At 59.0% G+C, this 15,282-nt stretch carries 14 protein-coding genes and 1 pseudogene; 4 read left to right on the top strand and 11 right to left on the bottom strand.

The window, feature by feature from the left end; translation table 11 throughout:
- The 7 genes and pseudogenes from V7756_RS14180 to mnmG form a co-directional block, all read right to left on the bottom strand.
- Positions 1–87, bottom strand: a pseudogene (locus tag V7756_RS14180) (F0F1 ATP synthase subunit C); the annotation flags it as partial.
- A gap of 69 nt (positions 88–156) precedes the next feature.
- Entirely contained in the window at positions 157–1,029 is an 873-nt protein-coding gene (atpB, locus tag V7756_RS14175; RefSeq protein ID WP_335610837.1) for a F0F1 ATP synthase subunit A, read from the bottom strand.
- Positions 1,030–1,047: 18 nt separating this feature from the next.
- A complete protein-coding gene (locus V7756_RS14170; protein ID WP_442909008.1) occupies positions 1,048–1,446 on the bottom strand; it encodes a F0F1 ATP synthase subunit I in 399 nt (132 codons plus the stop codon).
- Positions 1,447–1,746: 300 nt separating this feature from the next.
- Positions 1,747–2,607, bottom strand: coding sequence for a ParB/RepB/Spo0J family partition protein (locus tag V7756_RS14165; protein ID WP_335610836.1), 861 nt, complete (start codon positions 2,605–2,607; stop codon positions 1,747–1,749).
- Between the two features lie 20 nt (positions 2,608–2,627).
- On the bottom strand, positions 2,628–3,431 hold the full coding sequence (locus tag V7756_RS14160; RefSeq protein WP_335610835.1) for a ParA family protein: 804 nt from the start codon (positions 3,429–3,431) through the stop codon (positions 2,628–2,630).
- Between the two features lie 17 nt (positions 3,432–3,448).
- Positions 3,449–4,084, bottom strand: coding sequence for a 16S rRNA (guanine(527)-N(7))-methyltransferase RsmG (gene rsmG / locus V7756_RS14155; protein WP_335610834.1), 636 nt, complete (start codon positions 4,082–4,084; stop codon positions 3,449–3,451).
- Positions 4,085–4,089: 5 nt separating this feature from the next.
- Positions 4,090–5,988, bottom strand: coding sequence for a tRNA uridine-5-carboxymethylaminomethyl(34) synthesis enzyme MnmG (gene mnmG, locus V7756_RS14150; RefSeq protein ID WP_335610833.1), 1,899 nt, complete (start codon positions 5,986–5,988; stop codon positions 4,090–4,092).
- 693 nt (positions 5,989–6,681) lie between these two features.
- On the opposite strand from mnmG, the gene codB reads away from it, so the two are divergent.
- The 4 genes from codB (at position 6,682) to V7756_RS14130 (ending at position 11,471) form a co-directional block, all read left to right on the top strand.
- Positions 6,682–7,968 carry a cytosine permease gene (gene codB, locus V7756_RS14145; protein WP_335610832.1) on the top strand — a complete coding sequence of 429 codons (1,287 nt, stop codon included), beginning with the start codon at positions 6,682–6,684 and terminating at the stop codon, positions 7,966–7,968.
- A 3-nt stretch (positions 7,969–7,971) separates the two neighbouring features.
- Positions 7,972–8,724, top strand: coding sequence for a PucR family transcriptional regulator (locus V7756_RS14140; protein ID WP_335610831.1), 753 nt, complete (start codon positions 7,972–7,974; stop codon positions 8,722–8,724).
- Positions 8,721–9,977: a cytosine deaminase gene (gene codA / locus V7756_RS14135; protein WP_335610830.1), complete on the top strand. Its 1,257-nt coding sequence runs from the start codon at positions 8,721–8,723 to the stop codon at positions 9,975–9,977. The genes V7756_RS14140 and codA overlap by 4 nt, the downstream gene beginning before the upstream one ends.
- Before the next feature lie 132 nt (positions 9,978–10,109).
- Positions 10,110–11,471 (top strand): MFS transporter, encoded by a 1,362-nt coding sequence (locus tag V7756_RS14130; RefSeq protein ID WP_335610829.1) that lies wholly within the window; start codon positions 10,110–10,112, stop codon positions 11,469–11,471.
- Between the two features lie 12 nt (positions 11,472–11,483).
- On the opposite strand, the gene mnmE is transcribed toward V7756_RS14130, so the two are convergent.
- The 4 genes from mnmE to rnpA all read right to left on the bottom strand — a co-directional run bounded on the left by mnmE (position 11,484) and on the right by rnpA (position 15,278).
- Complete coding sequence (gene mnmE, locus V7756_RS14125; RefSeq protein WP_335610828.1) at positions 11,484–12,854, bottom strand: tRNA uridine-5-carboxymethylaminomethyl(34) synthesis GTPase MnmE; 1,371 nt, start codon at positions 12,852–12,854, stop codon at positions 11,484–11,486.
- 93 nt (positions 12,855–12,947) lie between these two features.
- Positions 12,948–14,642, bottom strand: a complete 1,695-nt coding sequence (yidC, locus tag V7756_RS14120; RefSeq protein ID WP_335610827.1) for a membrane protein insertase YidC — start codon at positions 14,640–14,642, stop codon at positions 12,948–12,950.
- Complete coding sequence (yidD, locus tag V7756_RS14115; protein ID WP_335610826.1) at positions 14,639–14,890, bottom strand: membrane protein insertion efficiency factor YidD; 252 nt, start codon at positions 14,888–14,890, stop codon at positions 14,639–14,641. The genes yidC and yidD overlap by 4 nt, the downstream gene beginning before the upstream one ends.
- Positions 14,883–15,278, bottom strand: coding sequence for a ribonuclease P protein component (rnpA, locus tag V7756_RS14110; protein WP_335610825.1), 396 nt, complete (start codon positions 15,276–15,278; stop codon positions 14,883–14,885). Before rnpA ends, yidD begins: the two co-directional genes overlap by 8 nt.
- Between the last annotated feature and the right edge of the window lie 4 nt (positions 15,279–15,282).

The raw sequence follows: 15,282 nt of genomic DNA, 5'->3' as shown, positions 1-15,282 counted from the left end.
GATACCAAAGCCGATAGCGGTACCCAGTGCGCCCAGGCCAATCAGCAGTGCTACGGCAATCGCGGTCATTCCAACTACAGTTTCCATTTAAAGCTCCCAGTTTCAGTTAATTTCAAGTTGTGGGTTTTCGGTTAAAGCTAAATCGTTTGCGCCAACTCAGTGGCTGTCTTCGTGCGCCATACTCAGATACACGATGGTCAGCATCATGAAGATGAACGCCTGCAACGTGATAATCAGAATGTGGAAGATAGCCCATGGCACGGATAGTGCCCACTGCGCCCAGAAGGGCAGCAGGGCGATCAGGATGAAGATCAGTTCACCGGCGTACAGGTTACCGAACAGACGCAGGGCGAGAGAAACCGGCTTGGCCAGCAGGCTGACGCCTTCTAGCAACAGGTTGACCGGAATCAGCAGCACCTTGAGCACGATGTTGCTGGAAGAGAACGGGTGCAACGTCAGCTCGCCGAGAAAACCGCCAACGCCTTTCACCTTGATGCTGTAGAAAATGATCAGTGCGAATACCGACAATGACATGCCCAGAGTGGCATTCACGTCTGTGGTCGGCACGACCTTCATGTATTCAACGCCCGCCATATGGAACAGCTGGGGAATAAAGTCGACCGGCACCAGGTCCATCAGGTTCATCAGGAAGACCCAGCAGAAAATCGTCAGCGCCAAGGGCGCTATGACCTTGTTGCGACCGTGGAAGGTTTCCTTGACGCTCTGATCAACGAATTCGACCATCATTTCCACGAAGTTCTGCAGCCCGCCGGGGGTGTCGGAGGTTGCCTTGCGTGCAGCCATGCGGAACAAGAACAGGAACAGACCACCCAGGAAGATGGACCAGCCCATGGTATCCACGTGAATCGCCATGAAGCCCATGTCGGACGCTTCCTGCGCGCCATGTGCCATGGTCCAGGTGCTGCTCTCCAGAACGCTGCCGTCGGCCCGTTCATAGCCCGCCGGGAGCTTGCCATAGGTTAGATTCTGAAGGTGGTGCTTGATGTACTCTGATGCGGTGCCTGCCATATCGTTCTCTCAGGTCCTTTAGCTTTGCTGCGTTTTACCACCGAAAACTACCGGTGTTAGCCAGTTGGTAACCAGCATGATCGCAAATGTTAGAAACAGTGCCGATACGTCTAGCGGCTTAATACTTTTGAACACCATCGCAAAGAGGATGGCGCAAAGGATGAGCTTGCCTGTCTCACCCTTATAAAATGATCCCATTATCTGCCTGGCAGCACGCGCACCGCTGTAGCGAAAAGCCTTGAGCGCGAAGTACACATTGGGGAGGAAAAAGATGACACCTCCCAACAGGGCGGAATAAGCCGCCACAGGGCTTTTAATCCAGAAAAGCAGCCCCAATAAAAGAATTACGCCAGCCTGGAACGCAAACCACTTGCCTAGCGGGGGACGACGAATGGCATTGGTCTTCATTGTCGTCATAACTACTCTGTTCATCCCGCCGGACGCTGCGTGTCTAAATCGTATTACCGGGCTACCCGTAAAGCGCCGGTGATTATATGTGTTCACCTGTTGTGAATCAACAAAACGCTAACCTGCCTCACCCCCGCGAAGGCGCATGATGCCTGAAGTTCGCAGGAGTTAATGTCCACTTGGTTGCGATTGGTTCCGGGGCACTACATCTTGTGGTTAAACTGGGTCCGCCGCCATTGTATGGTCATGTTTTGTAATAATTATTGACCCAGGGCAAGCCTGGGGGCGTCCTCAAGAGCTCAGACGAGCTTAGCGGATATGTCCGAGAATGCCATCGAGCTCGTCCAGCGAACTGTAACTGATCACCAGCTTGCCCTTGCCCTTGGCGCCGTGTTGCAGCTTCACCTCGGCACCCAGACGCTCGCCAAGATCCTGTTGCAGACGCTCGACGTCGGGATTCATTCGTTGCTCTCCCGGGTCGCGACGCGGATTCAGCCACTGGCGTACCAAGGCTTCGGTCTGACGAACGGTCAGCCCTTTTGCCACTACCTGGCGCGCGGCGGCAGTCTGTTGCTCGGCAGGCAAGCCAAGCAACGCGCGGGCGTGACCCATTTCCAGATCGCCACGCTCGAGCATGAGTTTGACGTCTTCCGGCAGACTGGTCAGGCGCAGCAGGTTGGTAATACTCACCCGGCTCTTGCCGACCGCATCCGCGACTTGCTGCTGGGTCAGTTCGAACTCCTGCTGCAGTCGCTGCAGGGCGATGGCTTCTTCGATCGGGTTGAGGTCTTCGCGCTGAATGTTTTCGATCAGCGCCATGGCAATGGCCGCCTCGTCGGGCACATCGCGGATCACCGTGGGAATGGTGTCCAGACCGGCCAGCTGAGTGGCGCGCCAACGGCGCTCACCAGCGATGATCTCATAACGCTCGTCGCCAATCGCACGTACCACGATGGGCTGCATGACGCCCTGGGCGCGGATGGAGTCGGCCAGTTCTTCCAGCGCCTGTGGATCCATGTCACGGCGGGGCTGGTATTTGCCGCGCTGAATCAGGTCGACCGGCAGTTCCTTGAGTTGCTGATCATGCAGGTTACCCGTACCGTCGCTTGCGTTGCCCTGACCGAGCAGCGCATCCAGTCCCCGTCCCAAGCCGCGTTTCTTGCCCGCCATGCCGGTATTGTCCTTGTTGGTTATTCGTTCAAATCTGTCACGGCGGCCGCTTTGGCTGCCTGTCGAGTGCGGCGCACCAGTTCACCGGCCAGCGCCAGATAGGCTACTGCGCCGCGCGACTGCTTATCGTAGGCCAGCGCCGGCATGCCAAAACTGGGGGCTTCGGCCAGACGCACATTGCGCGGAATCACGGTCTGATAGAGCTTGTCGCCGAAATGCGCATTCAGCTGCGCCGAGACGTCGAGCGTCAAGCTGTTGCGTGGGTCATACATGGTGCGCAATAACCCCTCGATCTGCAGCGAGGGGTTGAGCACCGAACTGATGCGGCCGATGGTGTTGACCAGCGCCGAAAGGCCTTCGAGCGCGTAGTACTCGCACTGCATCGGGATAATCACGCCGTCGGCTGCAACCAGGCCATTGACCGTCAGCATGTTCAGCGAAGGTGGGCAATCGATGAGGATGAAGTCGTACTGGGTACGCGCCTTGACCAGCGCGTAGCGCAGCCGGCTTTCCTTCATCTTGATGTTCATCAGTTCAACTTCGGCGGCGGTCAGGTCGCCGTTGGCCGGCAACAGATCATAAGCGCCGTGCTCCGAACGCTGCATCGCCTGATCGAACTCGCAACGCCCGGTCAGCAGTTCATAAACGGAGTTATCCAGATCGGCCTTGTTGATGCCACTGCCCATGGTGGCATTGCCCTGCGGGTCGAGGTCGATCAGCAGTACCTTGCGCTTGGTCGCGGCCAAGGAGGCGGCAAGATTGATGGTGGTGGTGGTTTTACCCACACCGCCTTTCTGGTTGGCCACTGCCAAAACCCTGCCCACATTGACCTCCTTTACGATTAACTCTGATCCGTGCGTCGCAGTATCAGCAGATGCCGGCTGCCGACGCAACCGGGGACCGACAATTCTGCACTACGCTCCAGCGTGAAGTCGACCGGCATTGCCGCCAGTTCGTCCTCAGGATACACGCCTTTCATCGCCAACCAGCGAGTTTCTGCGTTACCCAGCTGGCGGGTCTTGTCGACGAAGTCGCCGAGTGCGCTGAAGGCACGCGAGGTAATGCCGGCAAAGGGTTTCTCGACTTCCAGCGCTTCTACCCGACAATTGAATACCTGCAGGTTATCCAGCCCCAGCTCCAGTTTGACCTGGGTAAGAAAGCGGGTTTTCTTGCCATTGCTGTCGAGCAGGCTGAAATGCTGATCGGGGCACATGATGGCCAGAATCACACCCGGCATGCCGCCGCCGCTGCCTACGTCCAGCCAGGTATCACCCTGCACAAATGGCAGAATGCTCAGGCTGTCGAGCAGATGGCGGCTGACCATTTCATCCGGGTCACGCACCGCAGTGAGGTTGTAGGCCTTGTTCCACTTGTTCAACAGCCCGAGGTACGCGAGCAGTTTGTCGCTTTGCTGCGGTTGCAGATCAATCCCCAACTGACTGGCACCGCTGGCCAGTTGTGCTGCGTGGTCCGCCATCGATGTTATGCCTCCTGGGCCAGTTTGCTGCCACCCAGGGCATTGCGTTTTTTCAGATGAATCAGCAGCAGGCTGACGGCAGCCGGGGTAACACCCGGAATACGCGAAGCCTGCCCCAAGGTCTGCGGACGCACGTCGGCCAGCTTGTGACGGATCTCGTTGGACAAGCCGTTGAGCGCACTGTAGTCCAGATCCAGCGGCAATGCGGTCTGTTCGTGTTGGCGCAGACGGTCGATCTCTTCCTGCTGACGCTCGATGTAACCGGCGTACTTGGTGTGAATCTCGACCTGCTCGGCGGCATCGGCCGGGATATCCACGGTGCCGGTCAGTTCGGTCAGCGCCTGGTAGTCCACTTCCGGCCGGCGCAGCAGATCCAGCAGGTTGTATTCGTGGGTCAGCGGCGTGTTGTAACGCTCGCTGTAAGCCTTGCCGATATCGCTGCCCGGCTGCACCCAGATACTGCGTAGCCGCTGGGTCTCCTGCTCGATGGCGTCGCGCTTGGTGTTGAACCTCGCCCAACGGGCGTCATCGACCAGACCCAGTTCGCGGCCCTTGGGTGTCAGGCGCAAATCGGCATTATCCTCGCGCAGCACCAGGCGGTATTCGGCGCGTGAGGTAAACATGCGGTAAGGCTCACGGGTACCCATGGTGATCAGGTCGTCAACCAGCACGCCGATGTAGGCTTCATCGCGGCGTGGGCACCAGGTTTCCTGGCCCTGGGCACGGCGCGCAGCATTGAGACCCGCCAACAGACCCTGCGCAGCGGCTTCTTCGTAACCGGTGGTGCCGTTGATCTGGCCGGCAAAGAACAGGCCGCCAATCACCTTGGTTTCCAGCGAGTACTTCAGGTCCTGAGGATTGAAGTAATCGTATTCGATGGCGTAACCGGGGCGCAGGATGTGCGCGTTTTCCATGCCGACAATCGACTGCACGATCTGCAGCTGCACGTCGAACGGCAGCGAGGTCGAAATGCCGTTGGGATACAGCTCGTGGGTCGTTAACCCTTCCGGCTCGATGAACACCTGATGCTGGTTCTTGTCGGCAAAGCGGTGAATCTTGTCTTCGATCGAGGGGCAATACCGCGGTCCCACGCCTTCGATCACGCCGGTGTACATCGGCGAGCGATCCAGGTTGTTGCGGATGATCTCGTGGGTTCGTTCGTTGGTGTAGGTGATCCAGCAGTTCACCTGCGCCGGATGCTGCTGCGCGTTGCCCATGAACGACATCACCGGAATCGGGGTATCACCGGGCTGCGCAGTCATCTTGCTGAAATCCACGCTGCGACCGTCGATACGCGGCGGGGTACCGGTTTTCAGCCGATCAACCCGCAATGGCAGCTCGCGCAGACGCTGGGCCAGCGAAATGGCCGGCGGATCGCCCGCGCGGCCACCGGAATAGTTGTCCAGGCCAATGTGGATCAGACCGCCGAGGAAGGTGCCGGTGGTCAGTACCACGTTGTCGGCAAGAAAACGCAGGCCCATTTGGGTGACCACGCCCTTGGCTTCGCCCTGTTCAACAATCAGATCGTCACAGGCCTGCTGGAATATCCACAGATTTGGCTGGTTCTCCAGAATCTCGCGAATAGCCGCTTTGTACAGCACGCGATCAGTCTGCGCACGGGTAGCGCGCACTGCCGGACCCTTGCGGCTGTTGAGCACGCGAAACTGGATACCGGCCTTGTCGGTCGCTATCGCCATGGCACCACCCAAGGCGTCGATTTCCTTCACCAGATGGCTCTTGCCAATACCGCCAATGGCGGGGTTGCAACTCATCTGGCCCAGCGTTTCGACGTTGTGGCTCAGCAGCAGGGTTTTAACGCCCATGCGCGCAGCGGCCAGGGCAGCTTCGGTACCGGCATGCCCACCGCCTACCACGATGACGTCAAAGCGATTTGGGAAATCCACGTATCACCTCGTTGGTAAGGTCGTTGCTCAGGTTTGGCCTGGCGTCGGAAAAAGGGGGCTGATTATAGGCTCAGAGAGAAAAAATTGCAGCTGCTACTGAGCATTTTTTGTACAGGGCTTTTGCAGGTGGGCGAACAGGAATACAGAAATAGAATAAAAGAAAAAGAATTATATAAAGCTTAATGTAGTTACTACTAATGAGTAGCCGTTTTTCTGTGGGTAAGCCAAAAAAGCACTTATTTATCATTTGCTTGCGTGAAGTATAAGCCTGTTAGGAAGCGGTACTGCGCTAGTGGGTAGCAGGGTCCTGTTCCTGTGTATAAGTAGGTCACTTATCCACAGCGGGGTTTCACTGCAGGTTACCCACAGGGTTATGGCCCTGGCTCAGGGGCGGTTTTCCACAGGGCTCATCGCTGATTTTAAGGTGAAATAAATTGGCAGGAAGCGCTTTCAAGGGGGCGTGAACCGTGCAGAACAGCGTGGGGTTACGCGGGGAGGAGCTCCAAACTGGCGCACACCCCTGGATGATTTGTGCAATATGCACAAAGATAACGTCAGCCACTCGTTACTCAGGGCAGGAAAGCAGCCCGCTGGCACAGGCATTGCAAAAATACGTTTCGAACCACCGAACCGGCGGCCGTACGCGCAACAACGCAGGGCTGCAAACGCATGCGATGACAGGAGAGCGCCACAATGACAGACACCACCAGCACTGCGCAGGAACAGGATTACCCGCTTAGCGCAGTACCCGAGTCAGCCAGAAAAAGCCTTTGGTCCATGGGCCTGGTTCTACTCGGCTTTACCTTTTTTACCGCCACCATGTGGGCCGGCGGCACCGTGGGTACGGCCTTCGATTTCGGCACCCTGTTGTGGGTGCTGCTGATCGGTAATCTGCTGCTGGGCGTCTACGCTGCGGTGCTCGGTTACATCGCGGCGCGCTCGGGCTTGAATACGGCGCTGATGAGCCGCTACGCCTTTGGTGAGATTGGCAGCAAGTTGTCCGACTTCATTCTCGGTTTTACCCAGATTGGCTGGTACGCCTGGGGAACGGCGACCATGGCGCTATTGCTGGTAAAGATGACCGGCCTGCCGGAAGGCGCCACCCTGCCGTTGATGGTGCTCTTTGGCTTCGGCTTTTGTGTCACTGCCTTTGTGGGTTATCGCGGCCTGGAGTTGCTGTCGCGTGTTGCCGTGCCAGCGATGATGGTGCTGATTGCCGTCAGCATGTTCATTGCTGCATCCGATGCCGGTGGCCTGACTGGCCTGACCAGCATCGCGCCAACCAGTGATCTGAGCATGGCAGCGGCCATCACCCTGGTGTTTGGTACCTTTGTCAGTGGCGGCACCCAGGCCACCAACTGGACGCGCTTTGCACGCTCCGGCAAGACGGCGGTTTGGGCTACTCTGGCGGCCTTCTTTCTAGGCAATGGTCTGATGACGCTGGTGGGAGCACTGGGCGCCTTGGTGTATCAGCAGGCTGATATCGTCGACATCATGGTGGCGCAGGGCCTGGCGACGCTGGGGATTCTGATGCTGTTTCTCAACCTGTGGACCACTCAGGACAACACCGTCTACAACTTTGCCGTAGCCGGCTGCAATCTGTTGCGCACCCGCCGCCGCAAGACGGTCACCGTGGTGGGTGCCGCCATCGGCACCTTGCTGGCGGTGCTGGGCATGTACGAATGGTTAATTCCCTTCCTGATTCTGCTGGGTACCTTTATTCCACCGGTGGGTGGCGTGATCATGGCCAATTACTTTGTGCGTTACCGCGGCATCTATCCGGATCTTGCCAGTGCACAGCTACCGGCATTCAATCTGATCGGTCTCAGTGCTTATGCCATTGGCTCCTTTGTAGCCTACACCTCAGCCTGGATCGCGCCTGTGGTCGGCGTGCTGGTAGCCGCCTTCAGTTACGCGCTACTGGAAACCGTGGTGGCTGGCGTCAAGGCGCGGCGCTCCAGTGCCGTGAGTAGCCTCTGAACCATGCCCCTGCGCTGCGAGGACATCCCGCAACTGCCCGGCCTGGCTGCGATGCAGTTGCGCGCCGGCCTGGCAGGAGCACAGCGCCAAGTGCGCTGGCCCTATGTGGCAGAAAATCGCTCTTTCGGCCCCTGGGTCAAGGGCGGTGAGCTGGTGTTCATCACCGGCATCAGCCGGCATCACAGCCAGAACAGTCTGACTGAACGCTTGTATGAAGCCGTCGCCAGTGAGGTCTCTGGTCTGGTGATCCTAACCGGCGACGCCTATATAGGGCAGGTGCCCAATGCCCTGCTGCGCCTGGCCGATCAACTGCAGATGCCGCTGCTGGAGCAGCCTTACTCCTTACCTATGGTGCAGGTCACTGAAACCATCGGCCGGGCCATAGTGCGGTGCGAGCAGGCACAGGCGCGGCAGCATGAGCTATGCGCCGGTAGCCTTTCAGAACGCTTGCAACAGCGTCTAGGCTCGCCCTCTGAGGTGGCCGATTTTCTGCAACCCTTTATCAGGTGTCCGGTTACCGAGGTGTTGCCGCTACTTGATAGCCTGGGCGCCTGGTTGGCGCATCAGGGCAATCTCAGTGCCGCAGCCAAGGCCCAGGGTTGCCACCGCAATTCATTGCGCTATCGACTCGATAAACTCTTTCGCCTGACCGGTCTGGACCCGCACAAGGCCACGGACCAACACACCCTGATTTTGCTGAACACGCTACTGGCCGAAGTGCCAGGCGCGTCAGCCTCCCTGGAGATAACTGAATGATTCAACCACCTGAAGCCATCATCAATGCCCGCCTTACCGGCAAGACGGGGCTACACACCCTGCGCCTGAGTGAGGGTCGTTTCAGCGCCATCGAACTGCAGCACGATAGCCTCAGCGCCACTGCACAGCAGCTGGACGCGGCCGGCAACCTGGTGCTGCCGCCCTTTGTCGAACCGCACATTCATCTGGATGCCGCGATGACCGCTGGCGAGCCGCGCTGGAATCGCAGTGGCACGCTGTTCGAAGGCATCGAGTGCTGGGCTGAGCGCAAGGCCACGCTGAGTCGTGAGGACGTGATCCAGCGCGCCGAGCAAACCCTCAAGCTGTTTGCCGCGCACGGTATTCAGTACGTGCGTACTCACGTGGACGTGACCGACCCCTCACTCACCGCGCTGCAGGCGATGGTCGAGGTGCGTGAGCGAGTGCGTGAGCACGTCGATCTGCAGATTGTGGCCTTTCCGCAGGAGGGCATTCTCTCCTATCCCGGTGGGCAGGAGCTGATGCGTCGCGCGGTGGAGCTGGGTGCTGACGTGATCGGCGGCATTCCGCATTTTGAGTTTACCCGCGATTACGGCGTGGAATCGGTCAAGCTGCTGATGGCGCTGGCCGAGGCCAACGATTGCCTGGTGGACGTGCATTGCGACGAAATTGACGACCCCAACTCGCGCTTTCTCGAAGTGCTGGCCGCCGAGGCTTTGAGTCGCGATTACGGCAGCCGGGTGACCGCCAGCCACACCTGCGCCATGCATTCCTATAACAATGCCTATTGCAGCAAGTTGTTCCGCCTGCTGCAGAAAGCCGATCTGCGTTTTGTTGCCCTGCCCACCGAGAACCTGCATTTGCAAGGGCGGTTTGATGGTTATCCCAAGTCCCGCGGCATTACCCGGGTTCCCGAATTGCTGGATGCCGGTCTCAAGGTCTGCTTCGGTCAGGACTCCATCCGCGATCCCTGGTACCCGATGGGCAACGGCAACCTGCTGCGCACCCTGGATGTAGGCCTGCACGCCTGCCATATGCTGGGCATCGAGCGCATAGAAACCGCGCTGGAGATCATCACCGATAATGGCGCTGCCGCACTGAACATTGCCGAGTACGGTATCGCTCCGGGCCTGCCGGCGCGCTGCATGATCCTCAACGGCAGTACGCCCTACGAGGTGTTGCTGAACCAGACGCCGGTCTTGGCTTCCATCCGTGATGGACGCTGCCTGTTGCAGCGCGAGGCGCCGGTGCACGACGTGCTTGGCTGGTGCTGAGTCGTCGCCCAGGCAAGCCTGTTGTGAGTGCGGCTCGGCGCAAAGGCCTGCCGGCGTTCTGTGCTATGTTGCAGAGCTGAAGGCTTCCGCGCACGCAGGGTGCGCGACCTCTCGCAAGGGCTTTTTTCCGTAATGCAGCAAGCCGATGGTCTGCCAATGCCGCAACGCCTCGGCGCGATCTTCGCCATCGCGCTGGGTGTGACCATGGCGGTGCTCGACGGCATGATCGCCAATGTCGCCCTGCCCACCATCGCCGATGATCTGGGCACCAGCGCGGCCAACTCCATCTGGATCGTCAACGCCTACCAACTGGTGATCACCATGACGCTGCTGTCGCTGGCGTCCCTCGGTGATCTTTGGAGTTACCGTAAGGTTTACCTGATCGGGCTGAGCGTCTTTGCCAGCATGTCGGTGCTCTGCGCCCTGAGTGATTCCCTGTTGACCCTGACCATCGCCAGAATGCTGCAGGGCCTGGGCGCGGCGGCGGTGATGAGCGTCAATGGCGCTTTGACGCGGCTGATATACCCGTCGCATCTGTTGGGCCGTGGCGTGGCCATCAACACGCTGATCGTTGCGGTAGCAGCGGCGGCCGGCCCCACGGTGGCGGCTGGTGTACTGGCGGTGGCCGACTGGCCCTGGTTGTTTGCCATCAACCTGCCCTTTGGTTTGCTCGCGCTGGTGATCGGGTACCGGTTTCTGCCGGCCAACGAAGGCTCGCGTGAGCAACGCTTCGACAAGTGGAGTGCGTTACTCAACGCGGTGACCTTTGGGTTGTTCTTTGTTTCCCTGACCGGGTTTGCCCAGGGCCATGCCGGCTGGACCATAGGGTTTCCGCTGGTTGGCGCGCTGCTGGTGGGGTGGTTCTTCGTCAAACGCCAGCTGGATCAGCCGTTGCCGCTATTGCCGGTTGATCTGCTGCGCATACCGATTTTCTCGTTGTCGATCTGCACCTCCGTCTGCTCCTTTGTCGCGCAGATGATGGCCATGGTCTCGATCCCCTTCTATTTTCAGAAAACCCTGGGCTTGAGTGCGATCGAAACCGGTTTGTTGATGACGCCCTGGCCCTTGGCAACCATGGTCATGGCGCCCATTGCCGGACGATTGCTGGATCGGCTGCATGCCGGTTTGTTGGGAGGCGTGGGCCTGGCGGTATTTGCCACCGGGCTGTTTCTGCTGGCCGCCTTGCCGCAACAGGCCAGCCATCTGGAGATCATGCTGCGGATGCTGCTTTGCGGTGCCGGCTTCGGGCTGTTTCAGTCACCCAACAACCACACCATTCTTACCGCCGCGCCCTTGCAGCGCAGCGGCGGCGCCAGCGGCATGCTGAGTACCGCGCGTTTGGTCGGGCAAACCACCGGTGCGGCGCTGGTCGCGCTGGCATTCAATTTGTTCAGCGACAACGGCACCCATGCTTCGCTTATCGCGGCCGGTAGCTTCGCTGCGGTGGCCGCTATCGTCAGTACGTTGCGCCTCAGCCAACCGCGCGTGCATTGATTGTTCTCAGTTTCACTTGCCGATACAGAAGCTGGAAAAAATCCGCCCCAACAGGTCATCAGCGCTGAAAGCACCGGTAATGCTGCCAAGTGACTGTTGCGCCATGCGCAGGTCTTCGGCCAGCAGCTCACCGGCACCCATCAGAGTCAATTGCTGATAACCGTGCTCCAGCTGGTGGGCGGCTTCTTCCAGGGCATCCAGGTGCCGGCGACGCGCGCTGAACAGGCTTTCGCCGGTCTGCTCAAATCCCATGCAGGTCTTCAGGTGTTCACGCAGCAGCTCGACGCCTTCACCCTGACGTGCTGACAGGCGCAGACTGACCGAACCGTCGGCAGCGGTGGTGACGCCAATGGCTTCGCCAGTGATATCTACCTTGTTGTAGATCAGCGTGACCTTGGCCGGGTCAGGCTTTATCGCCAGAAATTCCGGCCAGAGCTGGTCCGGGTCTTTGGCTTCCGGCTGGCTGGCGTCGACCATCAGCAGAATGCGATCGGCCTCGGCAATGGCGGCCATCGCCCGCTCTACGCCAATACGTTCGACCTGATCTTCAGTGTCGCGCAGGCCGGCGGTGTCAATGATGTGTAGCGGCATGCCATCCAGGTGAATGTGCTCGCGCAGGATGTCTCGGGTAGTACCAGCAATATCGGTAACGATAGCACTGTCGCGGCCGGCCAGGGCATTGAGCAGGCTGGACTTGCCGGCGTTGGGGCGGCCGGCAATCACTACTGTCATACCGTCGCGCAGCAGCGCGCCCTGTCCGGCCTGGCGTTGCACCGCCCGCAGTTCAGCCTGCACGGCTTCCAGTTGCGAAAGCACGTGTCCGTCGGCGAGAAAATCGATCTCCTCTTCGGGGAAATCGATGGCTGCTTCGACGTAGATTCGCAGGGCAATCAGCGACTCGGTCAGGGCGTTGACGCGCTCGGAGAACGCGCCTTGCAGGGAGTTGAAAGCGTTGCGTGCGGCCTGCTCGGAGCTGGCTTCAATAAGATCGGCGATGGCTTCGGCTTGCGCCAGATCCAGCTTGTCATTGAGAAAGGCGCGCTCACTGAATTCACCCGGTCGTGCCTGACGTGCACCGGCGGCCAGACAGGCCTTGAGTAACAGATCCATCACCACCGGGCCGCCATGGCCCTGCAACTCCAGCACGTCTTCGCCAGTAAAGGAATGCGGGCCGGGAAAGAACAGGGTCAGGCCCTGATCCAGCGCCTGCTCTCCCGACCAGAAGGGGCCGTAATGCGCGTATCTGGGCTGCGGCGTGCGGCGGGCTATCTGCTGGGCGATACTCAGCGCGGCCGGACCGGAAACCCGAATGATGCCAACGCCACCCTGCCCGGGCGCAGTGGCCAGCGCGGCTATGGTGTCGGCGTGGTAGGCCTGGTTCATGTTGGCTCCTGATGATTATCCGAGGTGGCAGGCAGAAAGCAAAACGCCCCGATAACGGGGCGTTTTGCTAGGTCTGTTGCCGTCTGAGCGCGATCAGCTCTTGGCAGCCGCGCCCTTCTCGATCTGACGAGTAATGTACCACTGTTGCGCGATCGACAGACAGTTGTTGACCACCCAGTACAGCACCAGACCAGCCGGGAACCAGAGGAAGAAGAAGGTGAAGACGATCGGCAGCATCTTCATTACCTTGGCCTGCATCGGGTCCGGTGGTGTGGGGTTCAACTGCTGCTGGAAGAACATGGTCGCGCCCATGATGATCGGCAGAATGAAGTAGGGATCCTTCAGCGACAGGTCGGTGATCCAGCCCAGCCATTCGGCCTGGCGAATCTCGACGCTTTCCATCAGTACCCAGTACAGGGAGATGAACACCGGCATCTGCACCAGAATCGGCAAACAGCCGCCCAGCGGGTTGATCTTCTCTTTCTTATACAGCTCCATCATGCCCTGCGACATCTTCTGACGGTCATCGCCGTGCTGTTCGCGCAGTGCCTGCAGCTTGGGCGCTACCCGGCGCATGTTGGCCATGGAGCGGTAGCTGGTAGCTGACAGTGGGAAGAAGATCAGCTTGATCAGGCAGGTCAGCAGGATGATGCTCCAGCCCCAGTTGCCGACAAAGCTGTGGATAAAGCTCAGTACCACGAAGAGTGGCTGCGCTATCCACCACAGGAAACCGTAGTCGATGGTCAGATCCAGCCCGGGCGAAATCGCTTTGAGGTCGTCCTGGATTTTCGGCCCGGCGTAGAAGCGGGTAGTGATGGTGGCCTGCTCACCGGCCGGTACGCTGACCGACGGACTGGTGAAGCGCACAATGTAGTTGCCCTGGCTGTCCTTCAGAGTACTGAAGGTGTGCTGGGTATCGGCGTCCGGTATCCAGGCAGCAACAAAATAGTGCTGCAGCCAGGCGATCCAGCCACCGTTGACCTTCTCGTTCAGCTTCTCATCATCCAGCTCGCCCATCTTCATCTTGGTATAGGAGCTGTCGGCACTCCAGTAGGCCGCACCCAGGAAGGTCGCCATACCAGTGGCGGTGGAGCTTGACGGGTCACCGCTGTCGTCGCGCTTTAGCTGACCAAAAGAGCTACCGGACCAGGCTTCGCCGCTCTGGTTATCGATCAGATAATCCACTTCCACCAGATAGGAATCGCGGGTGAAGGTGTAACGCTTGATGAAGTTGACGCCATTGTTGCTGGTTTTCAGATCAACGGTGAGGCTGTCCTGTCCTTCGCTCAGCTGGTAGCTGCTCTGCTCGCTGTTGTAGCGTGCGCGGCCCTGGCTGCTGTCAGGTCCCTGACTACCGGTCAATCCGCTTTGCGCCACGTAGAGGCGGTTACCTGATAATTCCATCAGTTGGAATGGCAGGTCGGGACGATCCTTGCGCGCCGGATACTTGGGCAACGACAGGGACACGATATCGCCACCAATCGGGTTGATAGTGACGTTGAGCGTGCCGGTAGCAATCTGGATCAGATTGTCGTTCTGCTTGGCCGGTACGTCAGCGGCGCTGATGCTGGGCTCGCCGTTGGCGTCGATCGGTTGGGGTACATCACTGTTCTCCCCATTGGCTAGCGGAGCGGTCTCGGTCGGCAGATCGGAGTTATTGATCGGAGCGACACTGGTTTCAGCGACAGGCGGCAGATCCTGTTGCATGAAATCCTTGTTCCACTGCAAAACCATGAGATAGGTAATCACGAGCAAGGCAGCTATGAGGATATTTCGTTGCATGTTCATGGTTTGTTGGCCATCTGGGAAGGTCGGTTATCAGAATTGGGTGGTACGGGATCATACCCGCCTGGGTGCCACGGGTGACAGCGCCCCAGGCGCCGGGCACTCAATGCCGCACCCTTGAGCAAGCCATGTTGTTCGATGGCTTCCTGGGCGTAGCAGGAACAGGAGGGATAGAAACGACAATGACTGGCCATCATGGGACTGATAGCGTAGCGGTAAACCTTGATCAGTCCGAGCGCGAGATTACGCATTGGATGATGGGGGTCCAGAAGTGCGTGAGCGATTTTTCGCAGCGGTCTTGATAAGCCTGCGCCACATGCCCTGATAGAGGGCATGCAGCGCAGTATTGTCCAGGTCGCCTACGCCCTTGCGGGCCAGCACGACAATGTCCAGATTGCCCAGCTCAGCGCGATGCTGGCGGAACGATTCACGGGCGATACGCTTGACCTTGTTGCGATCAACAGCTCGCCGGACATTTTTCTTGGCAATAACCAGACCGAGTCTTGCGTGTGCCAGGTCATTCTCTCTGGCAAGCAACAACAGACTGGGTCCTGAGGCTTTGCAGGTGGCTCCATCGAATACGTTCTTGAACTGTGCAGGCGTTAATAACCTGAATTCAGGAGCAAATCCGAGACCCACCTGG

Source organism: Halopseudomonas sp., assembly GCF_036961105.1.
In the GTDB taxonomy this organism is placed as follows: Bacteria; Pseudomonadota; Gammaproteobacteria; order Pseudomonadales; family Pseudomonadaceae; genus Halopseudomonas.
Note: the sequence above shows the minus strand (reverse complement) of the source record. Positions and strands in the feature narration are given on the sequence as shown.